Below are 26,851 nucleotides of genomic sequence, written 5' to 3' on the forward strand. Positions count from 1 at the left end.
CAAGGAGGACGCAACAACCGAAAGGTGGTATTGTCGCCCACAGACCTACCCTAAAAAATCTTTATCAAATAAGATCCAAAAATAATGATCCCAATAACGACAGCCTGGATAGCGGCAACCAGTACGGCACCGGAAGCAACATCCTTGCCGAGGCCGGCAAGGGGATGGTACCCGGGTTCAGCCAGATTAATCGCCCTTTCCAGCGCGGTATTGAACAACTCCGCCACCAGAACGCTGCCAATGGCATAAATAATAAACAGCCAGTGAACGCCTGAAAGACGAAAGTAAGCGCCTGCCAGAACAACAACCGCAGCGGCAAAAAAATGAAATCTGAGGTGTTTTTCTGTTCTCAGCGAGTAAGCAATCCCGTGCAAAGCCCCTCTGCAGCTGCCGATAAAACCAGCAGGCTTACGGATATCCGGCATTATTCTTCCCCCTTGTCAGCGCAGCAGGCTCAGCTGATCCATAACCTGTTCCTCCAGACGCCGCATGACACTGGAATCCTCCTCACTGCCATGATCGTACCCCAGAAGGTGCAGTGTTCCGTGCACTGCCAGGTAAACAATCTCTCTGGCAAAGGAATGCCCATACTCAATGGCCTGAGAACGGGCTCTTTCGACAGAAATCACGATATCACCGAGAGTCGTATCGCAGTAGCTGAAATCATCGTCATCCTCTTCGTACTCCTCAAAATTATCTTCTTCGTATTCGTCAATATTTTCATCTTCTTCGTCAATAATTTCTTCGAGAGAATACTCAAGCCATTCTTTCTTATCTTTGTCCGACTGAGGATTATAATAAATCTCCGGCTCCCCTTCCCCCTTTTCCCGAAGGGCAAAAGACAGGACGTCCGTAGGGCTGTCAATTCCGCGGTACGTCTTATTCAGGAGATGAATGGATTCATCATCGGTCAGGACAAGTCCGATCTCAGCGTCATCCGGGCCGCCTCCCTCAAGAAGCGCTTTCTGAATGCCCGTACGAAGCAGTTCTGCTATTTTATTTTGTTCATCTTCTGCAACAGAATCCTCTTCCCAACTGATATCTAGTTCCATTTCCCAGAAAAGACCTGCCTTTAAAGAGCAAGTCTTTTTCTCCCCCCTATCCGTGAGAATTATTTTTTTCAGATGACGAACCAGGCTCGCTGTCCTGCTTAGTCGGAGACTCATTCTCTTTTTGCGTTTTGGGTTCCTCCTGTTTCTGACCCGTGCCCGCTTCCTCTGCCACTTTGGTCTTGGCGGACGGCAATTCAGGGTACTCGATCCTGGAATGGAATATTCCGCTTAGAACCTTAACAAATGCTATAGATATCTTATCCAGATCCTTAAAGGTTAAGTCACATTGGTCAAGCAGACCCTCATCAAATTTCTCCTTGATAATCTTACGCACCAATCCTTCAATTTTTCCCGGCGAACTGTCCTTCTGGGAACGAACGGCTGCTTCAACATTATCCGCCAGAAGAACCAGCGCCGCCTCTTTAGACTGGGGACGCTGCCCGTCATACCTGAAAGCTTCTTCCGAAATATCTGGATTCTCTTCGAGTGCTTTATGGTAAAAGAACGATGCCGTGCTGTCCCCGTGATGCTGCGCAATAATATCCTGAATATTGGATGGAAGCTTATGCTCTTTGGCCATTTCTAGTCCGTCTTTGATATGGGAAATGATAATTAGGGAACTAAGCGTCGGGGCAATCTTTTCGTGGGGATTATCCTTGGAAAACTGGTTTTCTATAAAGAAGTACGGTCTTTTCAGCTTGCCGATATCATGATAGAGCGCACCGACTCTGACCAGCACAGGGTCAGCTTTAATTTCTTCAGCGGCAGTTTCAGCCAGATTCCCAACCAGGACGCTGTGATGGTAGGTCCCTGGAGCTTCGATCAATAAGCTTTTCAACAGCGGCGCATTCGGGTTGGATAATTCCAACAGCCTTACCGCCGATGTAATGTTAAAGCCCTGTTCCAGCCAAGGCAAAACACCCATGGTAAGAACAGACGTCAGAAATCCGTTGGCAACGCTCAGCATGCATCCGATCAGCCAATCGGTCGGACTAATCTGAAGGATCAAGGCAACACCGCTTACAAGGGCAATGTTTACCAAAGCCACAAACAATCCTGCCCTGGCCAGCTCAGAACGACGGTCCAGTTTAGCAACACCCTGTATTCCGACGATGCCGCTAAGCAAAGAAAATAAGGCTGCCAGCGAACCTGCTGCTCCCATATTCCCTGGATCTGCCATCATCCCGGTGAAAATAGCCAGAATGACGCCTACCAGAACTGCGATCTTAACGCCAAGCAGGAGTGTAACCGTCATCGTAACCCAGGCCGCAGGTATCAGGATAGCCGTCAAAGTGTTTAAATCATTGTCCCCAAGACTGATCGCCATAAAGGCTTTACCCATGGCCAGCGCAACAATCATCAGAAGTCCGATCAGCACCATCCTTTGCCAGTGGGTAAACGTGTCGGGGCTGAACTGGTAGGCGAAAAAAATCAAAATAATCATCGAAACCAAGACAATCATTGCAATACCGGAAGCCGGCTTCCATGGAGATTCTACTTTGATCAATCCGTACGCCTGCAGGGCCTGATAAATCTGATCATCAACAATTTCCCCCGGTCCTATAATTTTTTCATTTTCTCGATAGGTCCGGATGGATGGTTTAACCTTAGAAATGGCAATATCCTGCATTTTCTTTGTCGCTTCTTCATCGATGGTCAGTGTCGGTTTGATCACACACTGTTCAATAAATTCATTGATAAGTTCTTTCACAGGTTCAGTTACATTGGATTGATTGATCTGTTCACTCATTCGGTCCTGTAAAAGTGATACTTCTGCCTGATATCTCGCTCCGGTCTCGGCATCGCTTGCTATCCCAAGGATGACAACTGAACTAGTTCCGGAGGCAGATACAATCTCGTGATCAGACAAATTCAGCAGCGCTTCAAGCGTGCTGTTCGACAATTCGCTATAAGGGACTTTCTTGCGGAGCTCGTCCATTTTTTCTGTAAGACTGTCCTTAGAATCTTTCTGATCCGCCAGAATCTCAAATGTCCGATCCAAATCTTTTGACAAGTTGGAAATTTGATCGTCATCGGCCATATAAACAGGTCCGACTGCATTCGCTGCTGCTTTTTGTTCCTCCTGGAACTTGGCAAGATCCGTCACTTTCTTTTCATAAGGTGCCGTGATCAATTCCGGACTGGGCTCACCGGATTCAATATTTAATTTGGACTGAAAAAGATCCGAGGCCAATATCGCGGTTAAAAGAATAAAGAACAGCAGAAATAATGCTATCTGGTATTTTGTCATAGCATTCTTGGTCTTTTTAGGCAAAAGCATTGTTTTCAATTTTTTATTCAAGTCCCATCAATCCTTACCGGACTGCTTGTCCTCTTTTATATCTTGCGCATCGTAAGCGTGAATAATGCTTTGTACAAGCGGGTTACGTACAATATCGTCCAAAGTAAAGTAATGGAAGGAAATATCTCCGATACCTTTCAGGATATGTTGTACTTCAATCAGCCCTGAATAATTACCGCGGGGAAGGTCAACCTGAGTAATGTCACCGGTAACCACTGCTTTGGAGGCAAATCCGAGCCTGGTCAGAAACATTTTCATTTGCTCCGGAGATGTATTTTGGGCCTCATCCAGAATAATAAATGAATCGTCTAGCGTACGCCCGCGCATATAGGCCAACGGAGCAATCTCAATCGTGCCTTTCTCAATATACCGTGCGGTCGTTTCCGGTCCAAGAAGATCATAGAGCGCATCATAGAGCGGCCTGAGGTACGGATTGACCTTCTCCTGCAAATCCCCGGGCAAAAAACCGAGTTTTTCTCCGGCTTCCACCGCAGGCCGGGTGAGAACAATCCTGTTCACCTCTTTGGCCCTCAGCGCCTTGACCGCCATGACCACCGCCAGATAGGTCTTTCCTGTCCCGGCGGGTCCGATGCCAAAGACGAGTGAATCCTTGGCAATGGCTTTAACATACTTGGCCTGTCCGAGCGTCTTGGGTTTAATCGGCCGCCCCCTTTGCGTCGTCGCGATGATATGGGTGAGGTTTTGAGCCATATCCTTCACGCTGCCCTCTTCCACCTGGGAAACAACATAAGTTACATCGGCCAGAGTCAGTGTATTGCCTTTCCGAATTAAGTCCAGAAGCTGTTTGAGGACTGCTTCGGCAAGCTTGACCTGTTGTTCTTCACCTGAAATCGTCATCTCTTCACTGCGAAAAACAATCTGACAACCAAGACGCTCTTCCAGAAATCTTAAGTTGACATCCTCGAGACCGAACAGGTTTAATGCTTCATCTTTGTCTTTCAGGTTTAGTTTCGATTCATTACGCAAATGTGAGTTCCTCCAAATGCAAGGATATTTGCTTATTTTTTATATACCGCGATATCTTCAAAGGTCTCAATTTCAACCCTGACATGTTCCGTTCCTTTTTTGGATGAAAGGATCCGGACTTTATCGTGCAGTACTTTGACCCCTGAAGGCAGTTTTTGTTTCAATTCCTCCCTGGCCAGGGTCTCGGCAAGCTTCTTTGCTTCTGCTGCTGTACGGCTTACATGTGCTTTTTGAGTTTCTTCATAATGTACTTTTAACAATTCGACAGGAAAACGCCAATTCCTCCAACCGGGCAATGCATATGTGCAGGTTTCTTGGATCGAATCTGAATAGGGGCTGTCCTGATTCATTATCATTATTACACGATTATTTATTTTTATTCCCCAGCCATTGGTCCTATTTGCTGTCTTTTCCGTCCTATCTTCTTCCATGGGAATAATCTTGTCCGCGCTGTACCAGACCCTTGCCCGGACAAAGCCTTTGGCCGCCGGAGCATCGGTCGCGTTTTGTTTGGCTCTGTTCTGACCAGATACATCAAAGCTGTATTCCGTCATTCCTCCTGCAGCCTTGATCAAAACCTGTCCGGCAGTAACCAGCTGTCCTTCAGCAATTAGCGCCTGCCCCTGAATGACGATCACATCTTCCACATAGCCTGTTTTGGCTGCCAGAAGATCTCCCTGGAATAAAACAGTTTGCGGCAGGGTTTTTTCGACGACTCTGATTTTGATATTCGTTCCGCGCTCTTCCATCGTCATCCAGACCAGGTCAGGTATGCTCTCTTGAACTTGTTTGCTCATCTGATCAAGGTCAAGGGAACTTTTCAGCACCCATTTATTTAAGCCGGCTTTCCCGGCTTCAGCAATAATCTGATCCGCTGAAACTCTGCTGTTTCCTTCCACACTAATGGAAAGTACATACTGAGAAAGAACCGTGAGTGCTGCAATGATGATAAAAACACCAAAAATCAGACCCTTGCGTTTTTGCCAGCGTAGCGCTACAAACGGAAACCCGTATCTGTTCCGGATGTTGATTTTGATTCCTGCTTTTTTGGCTGCCTTGCGCAAACGTCTGAAATCTGCGGCATTGATCTCGGCCAAAAAGCTATCCGTCAATTTTTTTCCATTATAAAATTCAATCCTGTCTTTAAGCGCCTCATTAATAAATCCAGCTAAATTCTTACCCTGCGCTTGAATGGTTACCCTTCCGTGCAGGTATCTGCCAAATTTTCCGAACACCTTCAGCCCTCCCCAAAGCTTAGTCCGGTTAACCGGCCGCGGATACTGATCTCATGATCCTGCACAGCGGTAAGAATAAATTTATCTCCGTTAAGGCAGAGTTTACCCTCGGAAGTCCGCAAAGTAATTTCCTGATCCGAAAATCCGACCACTTCATCAAAATATTCTATGATGATCTCACTGCGTCCGATAATGGTTATTTTAGGTCCGTTATCCAGGACATCCGTCGGAAACTCCAGGATCTCACCAGCATGTTTCTGAAGCCTTTTCAGCACGCTTACCACTCCCTTCATAGCATGTCTATGCACCAGGAGCAGAGAATAGTCCAAGCAGTTAGCGGGAGACCCAGAGGAACAGGGGAGAGCAAAGGAAAATGAAAGAGCAGATGCTCGCTCATTTTTAATATGATAGCTTAATGGACGCAAAATTTAACGTCAGATTTAACGTCATGTAGCCTATTCTCGGCCAAGCGGAGCACGCGGCGGCACTGAATGTGCCTAGGGTCGAATGCGTCATGGACGACATGGCATTCGATAAGAAGCGCGGCTTTTCAACGTCCATGGCACAATAGACGAAGAGCGGTTAGGGTTATGGCTTAAACCCAGAGTATACCAATTAAAACAAAAAAACTGCCGCTTATGTTTTAGCGGCAGTTTTTCACTACTCTTTTTTAGGAACCCAAGAGTCCTCTCACGACTTGATTCACAAGCTTCCCTTCGGCTCTTCCTTTTATCTTCGGCGTAATAATTCCCATGACTTTCCCCAGATCTTTGGGGCCTTGGGCACCGGTTTCAGCGATGATTTCTTTAGCTATTTCGCGGATTTCCCCTTCAGTGAGCTGCTGAGGTAAGTATTCCATTAGGATGGCGACTTCCTCTTCGAGCTCCTGAACTTTGTCGGGCCTGTTCGCGTTGGCAAACTGTTCCATCGCATCCCGCCGCATTTTTAACTCGCGGGCAAGAACCTCGATAACCTGATTATCATCGTTGAACTCCATTTTCTTGTCTATCTCAGCGTATTTGATGGCAGCCCGTACCATTCGGATAACAGAAAGTCTAACCTTCCCCTCCTCTTTGGCCTTCATAGCTGTCTTCATATCCTCAACCAGACGATCCTTCAGGGACAATTGGAGCCAACTCCCTTATTTGAATTTACGTTTCCGCGCAGCCTCAGATTTCTTTTTTCTCTTAACGCTTGGCTTCTCGTAATGCTCGTGTTTGCGAGCTTCCGATAATACCCCCGAACGTTGACAATTTCGCTTGAACCGGCGGAGTGCGGAATCCAGGGATTCATTTTTACCGACTCTGACTTCACTCATTTTTTATCCCTCCCTCCACTGGTAAATGATACGAAATAATTATAAAGGATGAATATGGACACGTCAAGCTGGAAGGAGCCTGCTTTTTTGGCATATCAAAACACAACTCAGTCCTAATCTGACGGTTTTTCCAAAAGATGTTTAGCCGATTTTCTTGCCCAGCGGCTTGCCGCCGATCAGATGATAGTGCAGATGTCCGACTTCCTGACCTCCGTCAGGCCCGCAGTTTACAACAACTCTGTAGCCCGATTCCGCGACCCCGAATTCTACTGCAAGCTGCTTGATCAGGACAAAAATCCTGCCGGTCACAGCCATGTCATCTTCTGTCAGATCATTCAGACTGGTCAGGTGTTTTTTCGGAATAACCAGAATGTGAACAGGCGCCACGGGGTTAATATCCTTAAAACACAGGATATCTTCGTTTTCAAAGACGATTGCTAAAGGAATTTCCTTGTTCACGATTTTGCAAAAAATACAATTGTCCATAGGCCGAACCTCCAATTTTTTATCCTGGCGGCCTTTGCTGCCGGGTTATTCGCTTTTCGCAATGACTGTCTTGCTGAGAATATTCTGGTCACATTGCTCCAGCGTCTCTGCAAAAGGAGTAAAGATATACAAAAGGACTGTACTGTCAAACTCCTCAAAATATCTCACATAAATTCTTGTACGGGATGCAATCAGCGGGAAATCCTCCAGGCTGGTTTTTTTGAGCGGATTGCCGTACTGAATGTAAGCGCGACGGCTGCCTTCATATTTGTGGGCCGGACTGTTTACCAGGATGATTGCATCGATTTGTTCCCAGCCCTCATAACCCGCATATGCGACTCTGCTCTTGACCTCGGAGGAAAGAACATCCATTTTTTGCTGCTCGACAGGGCAGCCCAGGCTGTCCAGGACCAGCTTCTTATAATCATATTCCGTTACAGCCGTTATTTCACTGATATTCAGCTTTCCATCTGCAGAAAAACCATACTTGCTTTGCCCAGAGTTGTCCTTGATCAGATATCCGCCATAAAAGCTCGCATAATAAGGCGAATCATCCTTGTAAAGCGTGGACGAACCGTAATTCCAGCTGAACGCGCCAAAATTATAGATCATCGACAGGGAAAGGTCTCTTCCGGTGTACTGCGAAAAACCTTCATTATCGTTAAATACCATGACAAACGGGTACCAGTCTTTTGCTTCCGTACTGGAACCGCCCGGGATCTGAACAGAGACTTGCTGTTTATCCATCAGGCTCTTGGAATTTTCATATTTGGTGTAAGCCCACATCACCGCATAGCTTCGGACTTGTGCGTACAATGGTGCTTTTAATAATAATACACCCAGCGCAATGACTACAATTAAAACAATAATAAGGGGCTTCTTCCAATTCCCGATCTTCTTCATTGTAGCTCCTTGTATTTTGAGGATCATTTGTTAATTATTATATTATAAAATATTAGAAGATTAAACACCATTTGACAAATTGTGCTTTATTCAGCTTCATTGATTTCTCGGCTAGCAGCGTTTCCCGGGACAGAAACCAGATCCTCCTCGCGGACAGTATAAGTGATGAGATCACTCTCAGCCAGGCTGGACGGAATTCGAAGTTCCAGATAATTTTGGGTATGTCCGCGGGCTCTTCCGTCTTGATCCACATTTTCCAAAATTACTTCAAGCTGTTTTCCGATAAATTTTCTCTCGTATTTTCTTCGGCTCTTTTGACCGATCTGAATCAGTTCCCTGACCCTGGCTGTTTTGATACGGTTGGGTATCTGCTCCGGCATATCCGCCGAGGGCGTACCGGGCCTCCGGGAATAAGGGAAAACATGAATACCGGAAAATTCGCAGCTCTCAACAAAACGCAGGCTGTCCTGATAATCCTGATCTGTTTCTCCGGGAAAGCCGACCATAATATCGGAGGCGATTGCCGCGTCTGGAACTCTGGCCCTTATCTGCTTCAGCAAAGCAGCATAATCCTCTGTCGTATAAGGTCTGTTCATTTTTTTCAGGATCTTGTCGGAACCGCTCTGAAGCGGAATATGGAAATGGGGACATACTGCTGCATTGACAGCAATAACCTCCAGCAATTCCAGCGAAAACTCCATCGGTTCAATCGAACCAAGCCGGAGTCTCTTCATCCCCGGAAGCTTCACCAGCTCACTGACCAGAAGTCCCAGATTCATATTCTTATGGGCAAAGTCCCTGCCAAAGGCGCCGATATGAATACCGGTCAGTACAATTTCCTTGTATCCTGCCTTCAGAAGTTCCCTGGCCTCCCGGTAGACATTTTCAGGATCACGGCTGCGTGACGGCCCCCTGGTATAAGGTACGATGCAGTATGTACAAAACTGGCTGCAGCCATCCTGAATCTTCAGCATGGCCCGTGTCCTGTTCTCATTTTTGATCAGCGGAAGCTCCTCATATTTTACGCTTTCCTCAAAGCTTTTGACCTTTCGGAGAGGTCTTAAAGATTCGATCGGCCTCTTTGCTGAAGCATCGACAGCACGTTCGTCCTGAATATCGCGTAAAAACTGAAGCAGGGAACTCCGGTCCTGAGTTCCCATGATCAGACCGACTCCATCGATCCCTGCAACCTCATCAGGACTTAGCTGGGCATAGCAGCCCATGACAGCAATGATCGCCTCCGGATGATCCTTGACCATCTTGCGGATGAGCTTACGGGATTTCATGCTCCCTGTACCGGTTACGGTGCAGGTATTAATAATGATCACGTCGGCAGAATCAGCCTCCTGGACGGTCTTATAACCTTCACCGGCCAGCAGCTGAGAAAGTGCTTCGCTTTCAGTCTGGTTGACCTTGCAGCCAAGCGTCAGAAAACTTACCTTCAAGCCTTTCAGGGTTTTTGAGCCCTCCGGGCCTTCAAAGCTCCCTGCACTTCCTATGCTATCAAAGTTCTCCGAACTCGCCTTACTCCCGGTTATTTTTTGATTATTTTTGTTATTCATACGCTTGGCTTCTTTCCCTCGCAACAAATACAACCTTCTTCAAATAACTGCCTGTATAGAAAACATAAGAATTATTTCCGGCTTATAGACTGACATAAACGACCATATGATCAGGCTGGGGGGCAATTCCGCTGTGATTGGAGCACGGCTTTTGAATGGATTATGCCATCCATGGCACGCGGATATTATGTCCTACAAACTTACCCCAGATTTACCCGAGATCATCGAAGTAAGCGAGCGTCATCACAAGAGCTGCCAGAGCCGCCGTCTCTGTCCGCAGAATACGCGGTCCCAAAGAGACACTCCTGGCCTGAAGTTTTTCCTCGGCCCAGGCCACCTCTTCCGGCGCAAAGCCCCCTTCGGCCCCGATAAGTACAGCAATCGGGTATCTGGGTTCATATCCCTGAAGCACTTCCTTTAAGGAGTGCGTCTTTTCATCTTCATAAGGAATCAGCCACTGCGTCTCTGCCGGCAGCAGTCCCTTCAGTTGCGTCCAATCGGCTACTTCCATAATTTCCGGTTCGATGACCCGGTGAGATTGTTTCACAGCCTCAGCCGCGATTCTTTGCCAGCGGACTACCCTGTCCCGTGCTTTAGTTCCTTCCAGTTGCAGGACAGACCGTTTCATCCTTAAAGGGATAAATCCGGCCATTCCGAGCTCAGTCCCTTTTTGGATGACCCACTCCATCTTTTCTCCCTTGGCCAGTCCCATGACAAGGTATACCCTTGCCTCTGCTTCCACGTCAGGGAATTCCTCTTCAACAACTCTGCAGCGAGCTGAGTCCCTGGCTAGTTCTTCAATGACCCCGACCCACTGACCGCCGGAATTATCAAAGCCCATGACTTTAGCGCCGCATTCAAGCCGCACCACATGCGTCAGGTGATGAAGTTCTTCTCCGGTTATGTTAAAAGTGTCCTTTTCGCGGGACGAGATTTTAAAACGGTGCATAGGATTCCCTCTCTCAATACACTCAAGCAAACGTAGCTTTCAGCAGTACCCAGCCTGCATCTTCAAGCCTTCCGATACAGCGGAGACCTGCCGCATTCATTTTTTCCAGAACATTGTCTTCCCGGGTATCAATGATGCCGGAAGCAAGAAGGATACCCTCCGGTTTCATCAGCTGAGGCAGGGAAGGCAGGAGTTCAATGATTACATCCGCGATGATATTGGCGATGACGACATCAGCTTTCCCCGTAAAGACCTCACCGAGGTTTCCCGTTTCGACCTTAATTTTATCTTCCATGTGATTCAGCGCTGCATTTTGCCGCGCAATCCGCACAGCCAGGCGGTCAATGTCTCCGGCCTGGACGTTTGCGCCAAGCTTGGCGGCCGCCACAGCCAGGATCCCGGAGCCGGTGCCAATATCAAAGACGTCCGAACCTTCCTGAATATGGTCTTCCAGCTCCTCCAGGCAGAGAGCGGTTGTCGGATGGGTACCCGTCCCAAAAGCCATCCCAGGATCAATCTCAATGATGACCACCTGATCCTGCGTATCCACCTGTTCCCAGGTCGGTTTGATCAGGAAGCGTTTGCCGATTCGGACTGGTTTAAAGTATTGCTTCCATTCGTTCTCCCAGTCTTCTTCCTTCACCATCACGGAATTCGTTTCCACTATCCAGTCCGGAAATAATTCCTTGAAGAGCAGAAGTTCTTCCCGTAAGGAGGCGATCCTGGGACTTAAGCTTTCATCCTCCGGGAAATAGCCCTTGACCACACACTTTCCCGTTACTTCCAAGTCCGCATAGATGTGATAATCCCAGATCCCGGATTCAACATACCCATTAATCAGCTCAGGCGATTCGATAACCACACCCTTGCTGCCTATCCGATATAAAAGATCGGTAACAGCCTCCTCTCCCTCAGATGATACTGTTACCGCTATCTCAGTCCAATTCATGGCTAACTCCCTTTTCTCAGATCTTATTCGCCGTTAAACTGCAATTAACCGATAGCATCCCGGACATTATCCTTCACCTTGTCCCAAAGCGATTTTTTACCAAGCTGCTGGCCTTCGGTCGTTATTTTTCCAAATTCGCTGAGCAACTCTTTCTGCCGTTCCGTGAGTTTGGTAGGCGTTGCTACAATCACCCTGACATGCTGGTCACCGCACCCGCTGCCTCTCCGGTAAGGAACACCCATTCCTTTGATTCTGAAGACTTTCGATGTCTGGGTTCCTTCGGGTATCTTTATTTTGACATCGCCGTGAAGGGTAGGCACGTCAATTTCATCACCCAGGGCGGCCTGAACAAAAGTGATCGGAATTTCAACGTAGATATCATTGCCGTTTCTCTGGAAGAATTCATCCTTCTTAACGAGCAGAACAACATACAGGTCTCCGGACGGTCCTCCTCTTTCTCCGGCCTCGCCATAACCGCTGTAACGCAGACTTAATCCATCCTCCGTGCCTGCCGGGATATTGACTTCGATCTTTTTTACTTCTTTTACTTTACCCTTGCCATTGCATTTGCTGCACGGAGAGCTGATCATTGTCCCTTTTCCGCCACAAGCAGCACAAGTCTTGGTCGTAGCGATTTGCCCGAACGGTGTACGCTGAGTTGCCCTGATCTGCCCGGTACCGCCGCATTGTGAACACGTGGTCGGATTCGTGCCGGGAGCTGCACCGCTTCCTCCGCACTCGGTACAGTATACTGAGACCGGAACTTCAATCTGCTTCTTCATGCCAAAGGCAGCCTCATGCAGCGTGATGGACAGATCATATCTCAAATCGGCGCCTTTCACCGGGCCTTTTCTTCTGGAGCCTCCGCCCATACCCCCGCCGAAAAACATTTCAAAAACATCTCCAAGGCCGAAATCAGCAAAATCAGAGAAATCGCCAAATCCTCCAAAGCCCTGTCCGTTAAAGTCCACCCCGGCGTGGCCATATTGGTCATATTTTGCTTTCTTATCCGGATCGCTCAATACCGCATAAGCCTCAGTAGCTTCCTTAAAGCGTTCTTCCGCTTGCTTATCTCCCGGTTTGACATCGGGATGGTTTTCCTTTGCTATCTTCCTGTAAGCTTTTTTAATTTCATCCACGCTGGAAGATTTGCTGACACCCAGAACTTCATAGTAATCGCGTTTCATAATTTAAGCTGAAACTCCTCCCTAAATATCAATACAAGACCGCATGAGACATAAATAAGACCTGCATTCCTCCGAATGCCGAAGCAGGTCCAAAGATACTGCTGCACCCTTAGACCCTTTTGATTACCTATAGACTCTTTCTAATGTATCATTATACTACCATTATTATTAATATGTTAAGATTCAAGGCGCGTTGTACCGGTATTTAGCTTTAAGGCTAAATACCGGTACTTTTTGTGTTTTAATATCGTTGTTATCTGCGGACTCTTCATGATCAATCGATTAAACAAATGATCTGATTCATACTGATTCTGTTTATTTATCCTTGTCCACTTCGGTATATTCAGCATCGACAACATTGTCATCTGCCTTGCCGGCTCCGGTATCCTGCTGTCCTGGGTTTGGTCCCGCGCCAGGTCCCTGCGGACCTGCACCGGGTGCTCCCTGCTGCTGATACATTTTTTCCACAAACGGATAGAGGATTTTGGTCAGCGCTTCCGATTTTGTATTAATTTCCTGGACATTATCGCTGCCGGCCGTGGCTCTGAGTTCTTCAGCAGCCTTCTTAATCGCATCCCGCTCGGCGGCGTCACCTTTGCCTTCAAAGTCCTTCAGGGTCTTTTCAGCCTGGTACGCGAGTGAATCTGCTTGGTTTCTGGCATCAATCAGTTCTCTGGCCTGTTTGTCTTTCTCAGCATTGGCCTCGGCATCCTGACGCATCTTTTCAACTTCATCTTTGCTTAAGCCGGTTGAAGCCGTGATGGTTACTTTCTGTTCATTACCGGTTGCCATATCTTTCGCCGAAACGTGTACAATACCGTTTACGTCAATATCAAATTTGACTTCGATCTGCGGCACACCTCTTGGGGCAGGCGGAATTCCGGTAAGCTGGAAGCGGCCGAGCGTCTTATTGTAAGCAGCCATCTCGCGCTCACCCTGAAGCACATGGATATCTACCGAAGTCTGGCTGTCGGCTGCAGTCGAAAAGACTTGGGATTTGGTGGTCGGAATGGTCGTATTCCGGTCAATGATCCTGGTGAATACACCGCCCAGGGTTTCAATCCCGAGGGAAAGCGGGGCAACGTCGACTAGAACAATATCTTTCATTTCACCAGCCAGAACCCCGCCCTGGATAGCCGCGCCGAGCGCAACGACTTCATCCGGGTTAACACCTTTATGCGGTTCCTTGCCGCTGATTCTCTTAATGGCTTCCTGGACTGCAGGGATTCTGCTAGATCCCCCGACAAGAATCACCTGATCGATTTCGTTGAAGGAAAGTTTGGCATCTTCCATCGCTTGACGGGTAGGTCCCATCGTTTTTTCGATCAAATCTGCTACAAGCTCTTCAAATTTGGCGCGGGTGATATTCATATCCAGATGAAGCGGCCCTTCAGCAGACATCGTAATAAACGGCAGATTAATATTGGTTTGGGCAACGCCGGAAAGCTCAATTTTGGCTTTTTCAGCAGCTTCCTTCAGACGCTGCAGGGCCATCCGGTCTTTGGCAAGATCAACACCGTTGCTCTTTTTAAATTCGGCAACAATGTAATCCATTAAACGCTGGTCAAAGTCGTCACCGCCGAGAAGGTTGTTTCCGTTTGTCGCTTTAACTTCGACCATTCCCTGACTCAGTTCAAGGATCGAGACGTCAAATGTTCCGCCGCCAAGGTCGTAAACGAGTACAGTCTGGTCATGTTCTTTGTCAAGTCCATAAGCCAGTGCTGCTGCAGTAGGTTCATTAATAATACGCAGAACTTCAAGACCCGCGATCGTGCCGGCATCTTTGGTAGCCTGACGCTGAGCGTCGGTAAAATACGCCGGAACGGTGATGACAGCCTGGGTGACCGAAGACCCTAGATAAGCTTCCGCATCAGCTTTGAGCTTCTGCAGGATCATTGCAGATACTTCCTGCGGTGTATAGGATTTATCCATCAAAGTCACTTTATAGTTTGTGCCCATATGACGCTTAATCGAACTAACCGTGTTGTCCGGATTGGAAACAGCCTGGCGTTTGGCCACCTGACCTACTAGTTTCTCGCCGTTCTTGGAGAAGCCGACGACTGAAGGTGTAATGCGCGCTCCTTCAGGATTAGGGATTACAACAGGTTCACCACCTTCAAGCACTGCAACACAAGAGTTGGTGGTTCCTAAGTCAATACCAATTACTTTACCCATTTGATTTCCTCCTTGCAAATTCTCATATCGTATTTTTCGTTTCTTTTAACTCATATACTCTTTGATCAGACTGAGATTTAGCTTAATACTATCAGCCTGAAACTTTGACCCGGCTGGGCCTGATCACTTTATCCTTCAGATAATATCCCTTTTGAAGTTCTTCCAGAATCATATTCTCCGGCTGGTCGGATTCTTCTTTCAGCAGGGCTTCATGGAGATTCGGATCAAATTCCTGGCCGACGGTTTCAATGATCTTGAGCCCCTCATCTTCCAGGACTTTCAGAAACATTCTTTCGATCATTTCCACACCCTGTGATAATGCTTCAAAATCGTTGTTTTTTCGACTGGAAGCAATTGCTCTTTCAAAATTATCCAGGACCGGCAGCAAGGAATGTATGACCCTTTCCGAAGCATACCGGGCAGTGTCTTCTTTTTCCTTCTGGGTTCTTTTGCGGAAATTGTCAAATTCAGCTTTCAGTCTTTGCATCTGGGCATAATAGTCTTCCGCTTTGGACTTATGCTCTTCAATTTCCTCACGCAGGCGCTGCAAATGATCGACAGGATCAATCTCCTCAGTCAGGCATTCTTCATTCTCCTGCCCAATGTTCTGGTATTCTTTATCTTCCTGAGCGTTTGCAGACGCTTGATTTGTTTTTTCTTTGTTCACGCAGTTGCCTCCCTTCTTGATCTAAGTCCGGGGCCTCCGGTACCTCTCTGTCAGCAATTCGGTCAAGCTGTTTGTCATATAGTCTACAATCGCGATCGCCTTGCCGTAATCCATTCTGGTCGGACCCAAAACGCCTACTGAACCAATCTGTTTCCCGTTAACCTGGTAGGTTGCAGATATAATACTGCAGTTTTTAAATACCTGATCAGCATTTTCCGCTCCGATCATGATACTTAATCCTTTTTGATCATGACTTAGAAGCTCCTTCAGCTTATTGTTCTCCTCAAATACGGAAAAGAGACTTCGCACTTTATTGATATCCCTGAATTCAGGCTGATCAAGCATATTTAATGTCCCGCCAAGGTAGACCCGTTCTTCGGACTCTCCATCCTTATCATCAAACATTCTTTCCAGAGTACCCATCATTCCATCAATAATGCGGCGTTTTCTGGAGAGCTCGCTGTATATTTCGTTGATCAGGCCTTTTTTCAGATCCTGTACCCTGGTTCCACTCATTTTCTGGTTGAAAATATTCGCCAGAATCTGAAGTTCCTCCGGGCTTGTATCCGGACCGATATCGACAATATTATTCTCTACCGAACCATTCTCTTTCACGGTCACCATGATGGCCTTCCCCTGCTCGTAGGGGAGAAAATGCAAATTCTTTAGAATACCGCTTCGGCTTTTTGGTCCAAGTACAATGCTGGTCAGGTTCGTCACTTGAGAAATAAGCTTTCCGGTGTATTCGATGACTTCCTGCACTTCGCTGAGTCTGCTGGTGATCTCCTGGTTGATATTTTTCTTTTCATCATGGTTCAGGCTTAAAGGATCCATCAGATAATCGACATAATAGCGATAGCCCGAGTCGGAAGGAATCCTTCCTGCAGATGTATGGGGCTGTTCAATAAGTCCCAACTCTTCGAGATCTGCCATCTCATTGCGGATCGTCGCCGGAGACACCCCCAGCTCAAACTTTTTGGAAACGGTTCTGGAACCGACAGGCTCCGCGGTGGCAATATAATCCTGCACAATCGCTTTTAAAATCTTGTGTTTTCTTTCATCCATTTCCATCAAAGTGCCACCTCCGATTGATTTGTTAGCACTCTACCAAGGTGAGTGCTAATCATCTGAACATAATTTAGCATGATGGTAAAATAATGTCAAGAGGAATCATCATCGAATCGTGTACAATGCAGCTGCAATTCAGCTTAGAGCATCGTTAAATTCAGCTACAAAATGAAATCCACCAGAACCGCATTGAGCACGAAAAAGCAGGCAGGGTTAATTTTCAACCTGCCTTCGGCAAGCCGGAAAATATCTCTATCAATATAGTTTTGCAAAATTTGTCCATAAATATCCTGAATTTCTGTTTGAAATTTGGCAGAAAATTCTACGGTGTCGATTCCATCTGCCGTACGCAGCCCCAGCATCATAAATTCAGAGATCTGCTGCTCTCTGGTCAGTACTTCGGTTGCAGAAGGGTCCAAAGGCCTTTGTCCTGATTCCAGCATCCGTGCATACCCCGCAATATCCTCCGTATTCTTGGTTCTAGCATTGTGCAGGCACGAGACTGCCCCCGGTCCAAGACCGATATAATCCTGCCCTCGCCAATAAGACCGGTTATGTTTGCATTCAAAACCGGGCCTCGCAAAGTTGGAAACTTCATAGCGACCATAGCCGCAGCTTTGAAGATAAGAAACCGCCCATTCGTACATATCGGCCTGCAAATCGTCATCCGGCAGACGATCCAGGCGATTCCGGCTGTTCAAGCCATCCAGGGTTTCTTTGCAGTCCGGACTGCCTGCCTGACTGTATGCATATTCTTTATGCAGCGGGGTATCTTCCTCAAGCGTAAGTGCATAGAGTGAAAGGTGTTCAGGCCACAACGCGATGGCCTGGCGAAGCGTATTCTGCCAATCTCCCATTTTCTGTCCCGGAAGTCCAAAAATCAGGTCAAGATTCAGGTTATCTATCCCCGATTGTCTGACAAGGGTGACGCTCCTGTGAATATCTTCCGCGGTATGAATTCTGCCGATGCTTTTCAGCAGACGGTCATCAAAGCTCTGAGCGCCGAGGGATATCCGGTTAATCCCGTACGTCCGGCAGATTATCATTTTTTCCCGGTCGAGTGTACCGGGATTGCACTCAATTGTCTTTTCGATAACCTGACCGTTTCCGGAAGCATCGCTAAGGGGATTCTTTATTGGATCAGAAATATCTGTTGGGTTTGTCCGGTTCGGGGACTGAAAATAATACCGGCAAATTAGACTGAGCAGCCGGTCAAACTGACCTGCATTCAAAACGGTGGGTGTTCCACCCCCGATAAAAAGAGAAGAAACCCCCTGGGGGGCTTCCTTCGCTCGCAGCTCAAGCTCCCGTTCCAGTCCGTGCAAATAGACGGAGACCAAATCGGAGGCCGGGTCTGACAATAACATATGATCAGCTTCATCTACGCTACCGGATATTCTACTGTCTGCGATAATGGGGGCAGTATAAGGCACCGAATAGAATGCGCAGTAGGAACATTTTTTTATACAAAACGGAACATGAACATATAAAGAAGTCATGCTAATCACCTAATACAGCGGTTTTTAATATTTACGTTCCCAGGCTGCAGACTAAGTCACCGTAATGGATGGTCAACACCAAGCGGAGCACGGCGACGGTGCAGGAGGTGCCTAGGGTCTAACCCGAGCAAAGCAAAAAATTAATCGTCCATCTTGAGCACGGCCATGAAAGCGTCCTGGGGTATTTCCACGCTGCCAACTTGTTTCATGCGTTTCTTGCCTTCTTTTTGCTTTTCCAGCAGTTTGCGTTTCCGGGAAATGTCACCGCCGTAGCATTTGGCCAGAACATCTTTGCGCATAGCCCGGATATTCTCCCTGGCAATGACCTTTGCTCCGATCACGGCTTGGACAGGTATCTCAAACATCTGCCGCGGGATCAGGCTGCGCAGCTTTTCAACAAGTTTGCGTCCACGGGAATATGCTTTGTCTTTATGGACAATGAAAGAGAGTGCATCGACAATTTCAGCGTTCAGCATGATATCGAGTTTCACAAGATCCGCTTCCTTGTATCCAATCAGTTCATAATCCAGAGACGCATACCCTTTGGTTCGGGATTTGAGCTGATCAAAATAATCGTAAACAATTTCGCTTAACGGGAGCTCATAATAAAGACTAACCCGGGAAGCGGTGATGTAATCCATGTTTAGGAACGTACCCCTTTTCTCCTGGTTCAGTTCCATAATGGTACCTACGTACTCGGAGGGTACCATAATCGTAGCCTTGACCACAGGCTCTTCAATCGATTCGATCTTTCCTTCAGGCGGCAGAAGCGCAGGGTTATCAATAAAGATCTGTTCCTTGGCCGTGGTATTGACTTTATAAACAACGCTCGGTGCAGTCGTGATAATACTGAGACCGAATTCCCTCTCAAGTCTCTCCTGGATGATTTCCATGTGCAGGAGACCCAGGAAGCCACAGCGGAAACCAAAGCCCAGCGCTGCGGACGTTTCATTTTCATACATTAAACTCGCATCATTCAGCTGAAGTTTCTCCAGCGCATCCTTCAGCCTGTCAAAGTCGGAGGTTTCAACCGGATAAAGGCCGCAAAAAACCATCGACACCGCTTTGCGGTAACCCGCTAGCGGTTCCGCAGCCGGATGGTCGTTATCCGTCACGGTATCCCCAACGCGGGTATCCCCAACATTCTTGATACTGCCTGCGATATAGCCAACCTGGCCTGCCCTCAGCTCATCGACAATCGTCATTCCTGGGGTAAAAACACCAACTTCGGTGATTTCAAACATTTTTCCGGTGGACATCATCCTGATGTTCGTTCCTTTGGAGACTTTACCGTCAAATAATCGAATATAAGGGATCGCACCTTTGTAGGAATCAAACTTTGAGTCAAAAATCAATGACTTTAAAGGTTCTTCGTCATCGCCCTTCGGCGGAGGAATCCTCTTGACAATGGCTTCCAGGATCTCTTCGACCCCAATCCCCATTTTGGCCGATGCGAGGATCGCCTCACTCGCGTCAATCCCAATCACATCTTCAATCTCCTGTTTGACTCTGTCAGGTTCTGCGCTTGGCAGATCTATTTTATTAATAACCGGAATGATCTCCAGGTCATTTTCCAAAGCAAGATAGACATTGGCAAGAGTCTGGGCCTCAATACCCTGGGCCGCATCGACCACCAGCAAAGCCCCTTCGCAGGCAGCCAGACTCCGGGAAACTTCGTAAGAAAAGTCAACATGTCCGGGAGTATCGATCAGATTCAGCTCATAGACCTCTCCGTCTTTTGCCTTGTAGCGCAAACGGACTGCCTGCAGTTTGATGGTAATACCACGCTCCCGTTCCAAATCCATGGAGTCGAGAACCTGCTCCTTGAGTTCCCGGGTGGACATGGTTCCGGTATACTCAATCAGCCGATCGGCAAGAGTAGATTTGCCGTGATCGATATGGGCAATAATCGAAAAATTTCTGATTTTAGATGAAGCGTTTGCCATGGATTTTCTTCTCTCCCCGAATATAATGCCAGCATATCATTATACCAAACTACCGCCTTGAAAAGCAAGGCGGCTCCGGAATTCCGGGGGACAGGGGGAGTCCTTTTGTCCCCCGGTCCTCCTTATTTGCGTCGTTTGATCAGCATCTCGATGGCCATTTGGTACTCTTCCATCTTCAGCAGACGGGCAACTATAAAAAACACGAGCATGCCTACGAGTGCTCCGCTGATTAAAACAATCGTGGAGCCCATTTTGCCAATTCCGACCCAAATGGTCAGCAGATTCGCCCAAATCATGACGACAGCTGCCATAGCCAAAGCGGCTGCCAGGGTTTTACCAAACACGGCTGCAATTCTGCGCCCGTCAATTTTGCCGAGCTTGCGGCGCAGTACGATAAACAGCAAGAGCATTTGCATAATGGCTCCGAGAGTTACAGCCAGGGCCAAGCCGCCGCAAGCCAAAGGACCTACTAAAATGTACATCCAGATTATGCTGGCAGCCATGGCGACGAGACCAAGAATAACCGGAATCCAGGTGTTCTGCATTGCATAAAAAGCGCGCGGCAGAATCTGAATAATAGCCTGAGCGGTAATCCCCAGCGAAAAATACAGCAGCGGCACAGCCATGATATCCGTATCCCCCGCACTGAATTCACCATGCTGGAACAGAACCCGGATCAAAGGAAAGCGCAGAACGACCATCCCAATCGATATTGGAACCGTAATAAAGATAATCAGCCGAATTGCACTCGAGATCGTCTCGAGAAAATCTTTGGCCTTTTTCAGAGCAGCCTGCTCTGTTAAGGTCGGAAAAACAGCGACACCGATGGCCAGCGCGAAGATTCCGACCGGGACTTGGAAAAGACGGTAAGAGTACCAGACCGCAGTCAAGCTTCCCGGATCAAGCGCAGAACCGAGGTTGGAATTCACAATGACTTGAAATTGATTCAAGGTGTACATGATAATCATCGGGACAGCCAAGACCATAATCTTCCGGACCCCGGGATGTTTCAGATCGATCATTGGATAGTAGCGGAAGCCAACCTTTCGCAGGGAAGGCACCTGAACAAGAAAGTTAGCTGCAGCACCGATGACGACCCCAAACGCAAAACCGGAGATACTCCGGGCTTCACCGGAATTAGCCCAAAGCGCTCCAAATAGGATGACGCTGGCATTGTAAAGGACCGTCCCCAGCGCGGACGGCCAAAATATTTTGTACGAGTTCAGGATGCCCATCGTAATCCCGCTCAAAGCCAGAATGACCGGCTGCAGCAGCAAAATACGGGTAAGATAGATGGTAAGTTCCTTATTCGCCGGACTAAATCCGGGTACCTGCATCTCAATAAACTTCGGAGTCAGCAGCATGCCTGCGATAACCAGGATACAGAGCAGAAGAAATGTCGCATTGGTTACCGAGCTGACGACTTTCCATCCTTCTTTTTCCTTTTCTTTGGCAATATATTCGGATAGGACAGGGATAAAGGCAGCACTCAACACCCCTCCGACCAACAGCCAGTAGAGCAGGTCAGGAAGAATAAAAGCCGTATTATACGCATCTGTAGCCGCCGTTTTTCCGAACAGTCCTGCCATCAGGGATTCCCTGACAAAACCGAGAAGCCTGGAAACAAGGTTGGCAGCCATCATGAAGCCTGCCGCTTTCATCATTTTTTGATTGTTTGTCATGTGATGCTGAAGGACCTTTCTATATACAAAGAAATGCACTTACTGCAGATTATATCATTTACCGAGATATTCCTTCAATACTTCGGCTATGGGTCCGGCTGCAGCCTGTGCTTCCTCCAACGTGTTTAGCTGACTGCCAATTTCCAGCAGGATTGCCCCGTCCGTGAGATACTGGTTATAGCGTGCTTCTGAGGCATAGCGAATTTTCGGGAAAAACAGTCCCGGGTAATTTTTCTCCGCAATCTTAATAATTTCACGCGCAATTGCATCATTCTTTTCCCAGTTTTGATTTTTCTGACCGATCACAATCATGACCCTGGCGCACTCCTGTCCGTTAATCTTTGCAGTATCTTTGCCCACCTGGGAAGGAAGTCCGTCTCGGTGAAGATCGATCAGCAAACGGGTTGTTGGGTTTTCCTCGAGTAATTTTTTTGCTACGAGATAGGAATGACTGTAGGCCTGGATATAGATAGCATCATTAACCTCCTCGGAATGTACCGTATTGATCCCTGCCTGGTTCAATTTTTCAGCCAATAGCCGTCCAATCTCCACAATATCTCCGTTTTCACCTCCAGCTGACCGATCTGCACCGCCATCCCCCGAATAGGACTCTGCACTGTGGGTGTGATAGATACCCACCAGGACATCCTGCGCACTTTTAACTGGTTCAGGGTCATGATAGAACGGATTATCAAGGGGCTCGAGCAGCGGTCCCTCCATTTCAGGATCATTGGGATAATAGGCCCAGCCCAGCCAGGTCGGCCCTTCGGAAGGAGGCGCATAAAAACTTAAAAAATACGTCCGGGCATCGGATATGTTGACTCCGGTCAGCAGATACATCCCGATCCCTGCAGCGGAATTCCGTGTATCATTGATATAAGTCCGCTGCGGATAAGACATCCCCGGGGCGCCTTCCAGAAGTAGAAGCTCAAACGGAAAACTTTTTTCGCAAAGTATTTTTATGGTATACTGAAAACTATCATTGGAAATGCAGAAGTAAACAGAAAATGCAAGCAGTGCCAAGAGTAGTATGACCCCAACAGCTTTCAGACGGGTATTCCAAAAAAACAGGATAATCTCCTCCTTTCCATAATTAGGAATATGAAGGACAAACCCGTCTTAGAACATTGAAATATCCTTAATATTTACACCTGCATTAACGTTGAATTTATACCGTGCAGAATTTTTAAGATGTACTTGGCATTTTCGCCTGAGATGTCATATAATAGATATAATTTGAAGACAATTCAAGTATCAAGCAGCAAGGAATGGGACAGTAGCTTAAAAGAAAGTCCACAGAAAGCAATCGAATGCTGAGAGATTGCGGCTGACTTTCAAGTGAAAATCACCCGGGAGCTGAACTTCAGAAATATGTACCTTGTCACTGTCAAGTGATCAATTAACAGGGTCCCAGTAAGAAGTTCCGCCTGCCCTGCGTTAACGGGCAAGAGTGATGTGTTTGACGTATTTTAATGTACCTCAGACATATAATCAGGGTGGTACCGCGGTTTAGTCGTCCCTAAGTTATTTATACTTAGGGATTTTTACTTTTTTCATATTATAACTTGAGCGTTGACGAAGAACTAACAGTCATTAATGAATTGATAAAGGAGAATCTCTATGGAAAAATTTAAATCTTTAGCTGAAAAGCCCGTTGCTGAACGGGAAAAACAAATATCGGATTACTGGAATTCGATTGATATTCTGCAGAAGACAATTGAAAACCGTGAAGGCGCGGAACCGTTCGTGTTTTATGAGGGTCCGCCGACAGCCAACGGCAAGCCGGGTATTCACCATGTCATGGCCAGAACCCTGAAGGATTCCGTCTGCCGGTATCAGAACATGAAAGGTTTTCAGGTCAAACGGAAGGCCGGATGGGATACGCACGGACTGCCGGTGGAAATCGAAGTTGAAAAACAGCTGAATCTTTCCGACAAACAAGGTATAGAAGCGTATGGGATCGCCCAGTTCAATGAAAAATGCCGCGACTCTGTGTTTACGTATGAAAAGCAGTGGCGCGAAATGACGGTCCGGATGGGTTATTCGATTGACCTGGATCATCCGTATATTACCCTGGATAACAATTATATTGAAAGCGTCTGGTGGATTCTGGACAAATTCTTCAAAGAAGGCTATATGTACGAAGGTCACAAGATTCTTCCGTATTGCTCCAGATGCGGAACCGGACTTGCTTCCCATGAAGTCGCGCTGGGCTATAAAGAAATTAAAACAAATACCGTCATCGCCAAATTTAAGCGCAAAGGAGTTGACGAGTATTTCCTGGCCTGGACGACCACACCGTGGACCCTGCCCTCCAATGCGGCACTCACAGTCAGTCCGACTGAGACCTACGTCAAAGTCCGCAGCAATGATGAGATCTATTATTTATCAAAGACGCTTGCGCCGAAAGTACTCGGCGGCAATTATGAAGTCCTGCAGGAATTAAAAGGCACTGAGCTTGAATATATGGAGTATGAACAGCTGATGCCGTTTTTAACCGCCGACAAAAAAGCTTTTTTTGTGACAACTGCCGATTATGTCACGACAGAGGACGGCACCGGGATCGTTCATACCGCACCCGCTTTTGGCGAGGACGACTATAACACCGGAAAGCGGTACAACCTGCCGGTTTTTCAGCCGGTGGACGAATCGGGCAAATTCATCGCAACGCCTTGGAAGGACAGCTTTGTGATGGATGCCGACCTGGATATCATCAAGTGGCTGCATGCCGAAGGCAAACTGTTTAAAAAGGAAAAAATGGAGCATAATTACCCGCACTGCTGGCGCTGTCAGACCCCTTTGCTGTACTACGCCAAACCTAGCTGGTACATCGCGATGACCAAATTGAAAGACCAGCTTGTAGCCAATAACAAAACGGTAGAATGGTATCCCGACTTTGTCGGTGAAAAACGTTTTGGCAACTGGCTTGAAAATGTCAATGACTGGGCATTGTCCCGTAACCGCTACTGGGGGACTCCGCTGAATATCTGGCGCTGCGAATGCGGCCATACTGCTTCCATTGGTTCCAGAAAAGAGCTTGTGGAAAAAGCGGTTGAAACAATTGACGAAACCATCGAACTACACCGGCCTTACGTCGATGATGTTCATATCCTCTGTGAGAAGTGCGGTAAACCAATGACCCGGGTCAGTGAAGTGATCGACTGCTGGTTTGACAGCGGTGCGATGCCCTATGCTCAGCATCATTATCCGTTTGAAAACAAAGAGAACTTCCATGAATTGTTCCCGGCTGATTTTATCTGTGAAGGGATTGATCAGACCCGCGGCTGGTTCTACTCCCTGCTCGCGATCTCGACCTTTGTGATGGGCCGTTCCCCGTATAAGCGGGTCCTGGTCAACGATCTGGTTTTAGACAAGCAGGGACAGAAAATGTCCAAATCCAAAGGCAACACGGTAGACCCGTTTGAACTGTTTGACCAGTACGGCGCCGACACGCTCAGATGGTATTTGCTTTATGTGTCTCCGGCCTGGACACCTAAACGCTTTGATATCGAAGGCCTCAAGGAAGTCCAGAGCAAGTTCTTTGGGACACTCCGCAACGTCTATACCTTTTTTGCGCTCTATGCGAATACCGATGAGGTTGACCCGAGCGATTTCTATATTGAATACAAAAAGCGGCCGGAGCTCGACAGGTGGATTCTCTCCAAATATCACGGCCTGCTCAATGACGTTGAGACCAATCTCGCTGTCTATGATCTGACCAAAGCAGTTCGAAAAATACAGGAATTTGTCAGCGAGGACCTCTCCAACTGGTATATCCGGCGCTCCCGCCGCAGATTCTGGGATTCCGGCCTGTCGGACGACAAGAAGGCCGTCTATAACACCACGTATGAAATCCTGGTCGGCATCGCCAAAATCTCAGCACCGTTCGCACCTTATCTGGCGGAAGAAATCTACCGTAACCTGACCGGTGAGACTTCGGTCCACCTGGCAGATTATCCGGAATATGTCTCGACTATGATCGATGAGAACGTCGAAAACAGAATGGATTTGGTCAGGAATTTAGTCACCCTCGGCAGATCTGCCCGGGAACAGGTCAGGATCAAAGTCCGTCAGCCGATCCAGCAAATCCTAGTTGACGGGAAATATGAAGTCCTGATCGCCGATTTGATTCCACTGATTCAGGAAGAGCTCAATGTAAAAGAAGTTATTTTTGCGAATAACTTAATCGACTTCATGAATTTCATTCTAAAGCCAAACTTCAAAACTGCCGGACCCGTCTTCGGCTCGAAAATCAAACTCCTCGGCAAAGCACTGGAAAGCCTGGAGGCTTCAACGGCTGCGGCTGCCCTGGAGGCTGGAGAATCGCTCTCAGCGGATGTGGATGGAGAACAGCTAAATATCGTCAAGGACTATGTCATCGTGTCGATTTCAGCCAAAGAAGGGTTCACGGTCACAATGGAAAACAACCTGTTCGTTATTCTTGATACCACGCTGACCAGAGAGCTTATCGATGAAGGTCTGGCCAGAGAGCTCGTCTCCAAAGTCCAGCAGATGCGCAAGAGTAATGATTTTGAAATGATGGACCGCATCAGGATCTATTTCGATGGGGATGACCAAGTCACGAGTGCGATTCAAAGCTATCAGGAATACATCAAAATAGAAACGCTCGCTGAAAGTATCGAAAAAACACCGAGTACCGCAGACCTGACTAAGGTGAACCTGAATGACCATGATTCCGGCGTCAGGGTCGAACGGATCTAAATGCTTTGGCTCAACCGTATAATGTTGGGCTAAACCCCAAAAATACGTAACCCTGAACCGATATGATGCTGGTAATAGTTTTTCAGACTGTTACCAGCATTTTTTTTGAATCTTGCTGAGGATGACGACAAGATACTATTTGCTTTTTACTATTATTTTCTA

At 47.4% G+C, this 26,851-nt stretch carries 22 protein-coding genes and 1 other annotated feature; of the genes, 1 reads left to right on the forward strand and 21 read right to left on the reverse strand.

Annotation, left to right across the window (positions count from 1 at the left end; genetic code table 11):
* Window positions 1–50 precede the first annotated feature (50 nt).
* From AAH944_RS12160 to spoIIP, 21 genes are all read right to left on the reverse strand, one after another.
* Window positions 51–425 (reverse strand): diacylglycerol kinase family protein, encoded by a 375-nt coding sequence (locus tag AAH944_RS12160; RefSeq protein ID WP_415535120.1) that lies wholly within the window; start codon window positions 423–425, stop codon window positions 51–53.
* 15 nt (window positions 426–440) lie between these two features.
* Window positions 441–1,052: an rRNA maturation RNase YbeY gene (ybeY, locus tag AAH944_RS12165; protein WP_415535121.1), complete on the reverse strand. Its 612-nt coding sequence runs from the start codon at window positions 1,050–1,052 to the stop codon at window positions 441–443.
* 46 nt (window positions 1,053–1,098) lie between these two features.
* Window positions 1,099–3,303, reverse strand: coding sequence for an HD family phosphohydrolase (locus AAH944_RS12170; protein ID WP_415535122.1), 2,205 nt, complete (start codon window positions 3,301–3,303; stop codon window positions 1,099–1,101).
* A gap of 57 nt (window positions 3,304–3,360) precedes the next feature.
* Window positions 3,361–4,341: a PhoH family protein gene (locus tag AAH944_RS12175; RefSeq protein ID WP_415535123.1), complete on the reverse strand. Its 981-nt coding sequence runs from the start codon at window positions 4,339–4,341 to the stop codon at window positions 3,361–3,363.
* A 32-nt stretch (window positions 4,342–4,373) separates the two neighbouring features.
* Window positions 4,374–5,576, reverse strand: a complete 1,203-nt coding sequence (gene yqfD, locus AAH944_RS12180) for a sporulation protein YqfD (RefSeq protein ID WP_415535124.1) — start codon at window positions 5,574–5,576, stop codon at window positions 4,374–4,376.
* Between the two features lie 2 nt (window positions 5,577–5,578).
* On the reverse strand, window positions 5,579–5,869 hold the full coding sequence (locus AAH944_RS12185; protein ID WP_415535125.1) for a YabP/YqfC family sporulation protein: 291 nt from the start codon (window positions 5,867–5,869) through the stop codon (window positions 5,579–5,581).
* Between the two features lie 377 nt (window positions 5,870–6,246).
* Window positions 6,247–6,702: a GatB/YqeY domain-containing protein gene (locus tag AAH944_RS12190; RefSeq protein WP_415535126.1), complete on the reverse strand. Its 456-nt coding sequence runs from the start codon at window positions 6,700–6,702 to the stop codon at window positions 6,247–6,249.
* 15 nt (window positions 6,703–6,717) lie between these two features.
* Window positions 6,718–6,894, reverse strand: a complete 177-nt coding sequence (gene rpsU / locus AAH944_RS12195) for a 30S ribosomal protein S21 (protein ID WP_015044591.1) — start codon at window positions 6,892–6,894, stop codon at window positions 6,718–6,720.
* A gap of 141 nt (window positions 6,895–7,035) precedes the next feature.
* Window positions 7,036–7,380, reverse strand: coding sequence for a histidine triad nucleotide-binding protein (locus AAH944_RS12200; RefSeq protein WP_415535127.1), 345 nt, complete (start codon window positions 7,378–7,380; stop codon window positions 7,036–7,038).
* Between the two features lie 45 nt (window positions 7,381–7,425).
* Window positions 7,426–8,283, reverse strand: a complete 858-nt coding sequence (locus tag AAH944_RS12205; protein ID WP_415535128.1) for a hypothetical protein — start codon at window positions 8,281–8,283, stop codon at window positions 7,426–7,428.
* 86 nt (window positions 8,284–8,369) lie between these two features.
* On the reverse strand, window positions 8,370–9,845 hold the full coding sequence (gene mtaB, locus AAH944_RS12210; protein ID WP_415535129.1) for a tRNA (N(6)-L-threonylcarbamoyladenosine(37)-C(2))-methylthiotransferase MtaB: 1,476 nt from the start codon (window positions 9,843–9,845) through the stop codon (window positions 8,370–8,372).
* Window positions 9,846–10,056: 211 nt separating this feature from the next.
* Window positions 10,057–10,794: an RsmE family RNA methyltransferase gene (locus tag AAH944_RS12215; protein ID WP_415535130.1), complete on the reverse strand. Its 738-nt coding sequence runs from the start codon at window positions 10,792–10,794 to the stop codon at window positions 10,057–10,059.
* A 22-nt stretch (window positions 10,795–10,816) separates the two neighbouring features.
* Complete coding sequence (gene prmA / locus AAH944_RS12220; protein ID WP_415535131.1) at window positions 10,817–11,743, reverse strand: 50S ribosomal protein L11 methyltransferase; 927 nt, start codon at window positions 11,741–11,743, stop codon at window positions 10,817–10,819.
* A gap of 44 nt (window positions 11,744–11,787) precedes the next feature.
* Complete coding sequence (gene dnaJ, locus AAH944_RS12225; protein WP_415535132.1) at window positions 11,788–12,930, reverse strand: molecular chaperone DnaJ; 1,143 nt, start codon at window positions 12,928–12,930, stop codon at window positions 11,788–11,790.
* Between the two features lie 315 nt (window positions 12,931–13,245).
* Complete coding sequence (dnaK, locus tag AAH944_RS12230; RefSeq protein WP_415535133.1) at window positions 13,246–15,105, reverse strand: molecular chaperone DnaK; 1,860 nt, start codon at window positions 15,103–15,105, stop codon at window positions 13,246–13,248.
* Between the two features lie 91 nt (window positions 15,106–15,196).
* A complete protein-coding gene (grpE, locus tag AAH944_RS12235) occupies window positions 15,197–15,772 on the reverse strand; it encodes a nucleotide exchange factor GrpE (protein WP_415535134.1) in 576 nt (191 codons plus the stop codon).
* Between the two features lie 21 nt (window positions 15,773–15,793).
* Entirely contained in the window at window positions 15,794–16,843 is a 1,050-nt protein-coding gene (gene hrcA / locus AAH944_RS12240; RefSeq protein WP_415535135.1) for a heat-inducible transcriptional repressor HrcA, read from the reverse strand.
* A 158-nt stretch (window positions 16,844–17,001) separates the two neighbouring features.
* Window positions 17,002–18,339, reverse strand: coding sequence for a radical SAM family heme chaperone HemW (gene hemW / locus AAH944_RS12245; RefSeq protein ID WP_415535136.1), 1,338 nt, complete (start codon window positions 18,337–18,339; stop codon window positions 17,002–17,004).
* A gap of 140 nt (window positions 18,340–18,479) precedes the next feature.
* Window positions 18,480–20,285, reverse strand: a complete 1,806-nt coding sequence (gene lepA / locus AAH944_RS12250) for a translation elongation factor 4 (RefSeq protein ID WP_415535137.1) — start codon at window positions 20,283–20,285, stop codon at window positions 18,480–18,482.
* A gap of 122 nt (window positions 20,286–20,407) precedes the next feature.
* Entirely contained in the window at window positions 20,408–21,967 is a 1,560-nt protein-coding gene (murJ, locus tag AAH944_RS12255) for a murein biosynthesis integral membrane protein MurJ (RefSeq protein ID WP_415535138.1), read from the reverse strand.
* Window positions 21,968–22,021: 54 nt separating this feature from the next.
* On the reverse strand, window positions 22,022–22,990 hold the full coding sequence (spoIIP, locus tag AAH944_RS12260; RefSeq protein ID WP_415535139.1) for a stage II sporulation protein P: 969 nt from the start codon (window positions 22,988–22,990) through the stop codon (window positions 22,022–22,024).
* Window positions 22,991–23,222: 232 nt separating this feature from the next.
* Window positions 23,223–23,491 (forward strand) — a binding site (T-box leader).
* Between the two features lie 96 nt (window positions 23,492–23,587).
* Between spoIIP and ileS the strand changes: the two genes are divergently transcribed.
* On the forward strand, window positions 23,588–26,689 hold the full coding sequence (gene ileS, locus AAH944_RS12265) for an isoleucine--tRNA ligase (RefSeq protein ID WP_415535140.1): 3,102 nt from the start codon (window positions 23,588–23,590) through the stop codon (window positions 26,687–26,689).
* The last annotated feature ends 162 nt before the right edge of the window (window positions 26,690–26,851 follow it).

The sequence above is a fragment of the Dehalobacter sp. CP genome (genome assembly GCF_047652685.1).
Classification (GTDB): Bacteria; Bacillota; Desulfitobacteriia; order Desulfitobacteriales; family Syntrophobotulaceae; genus Dehalobacter.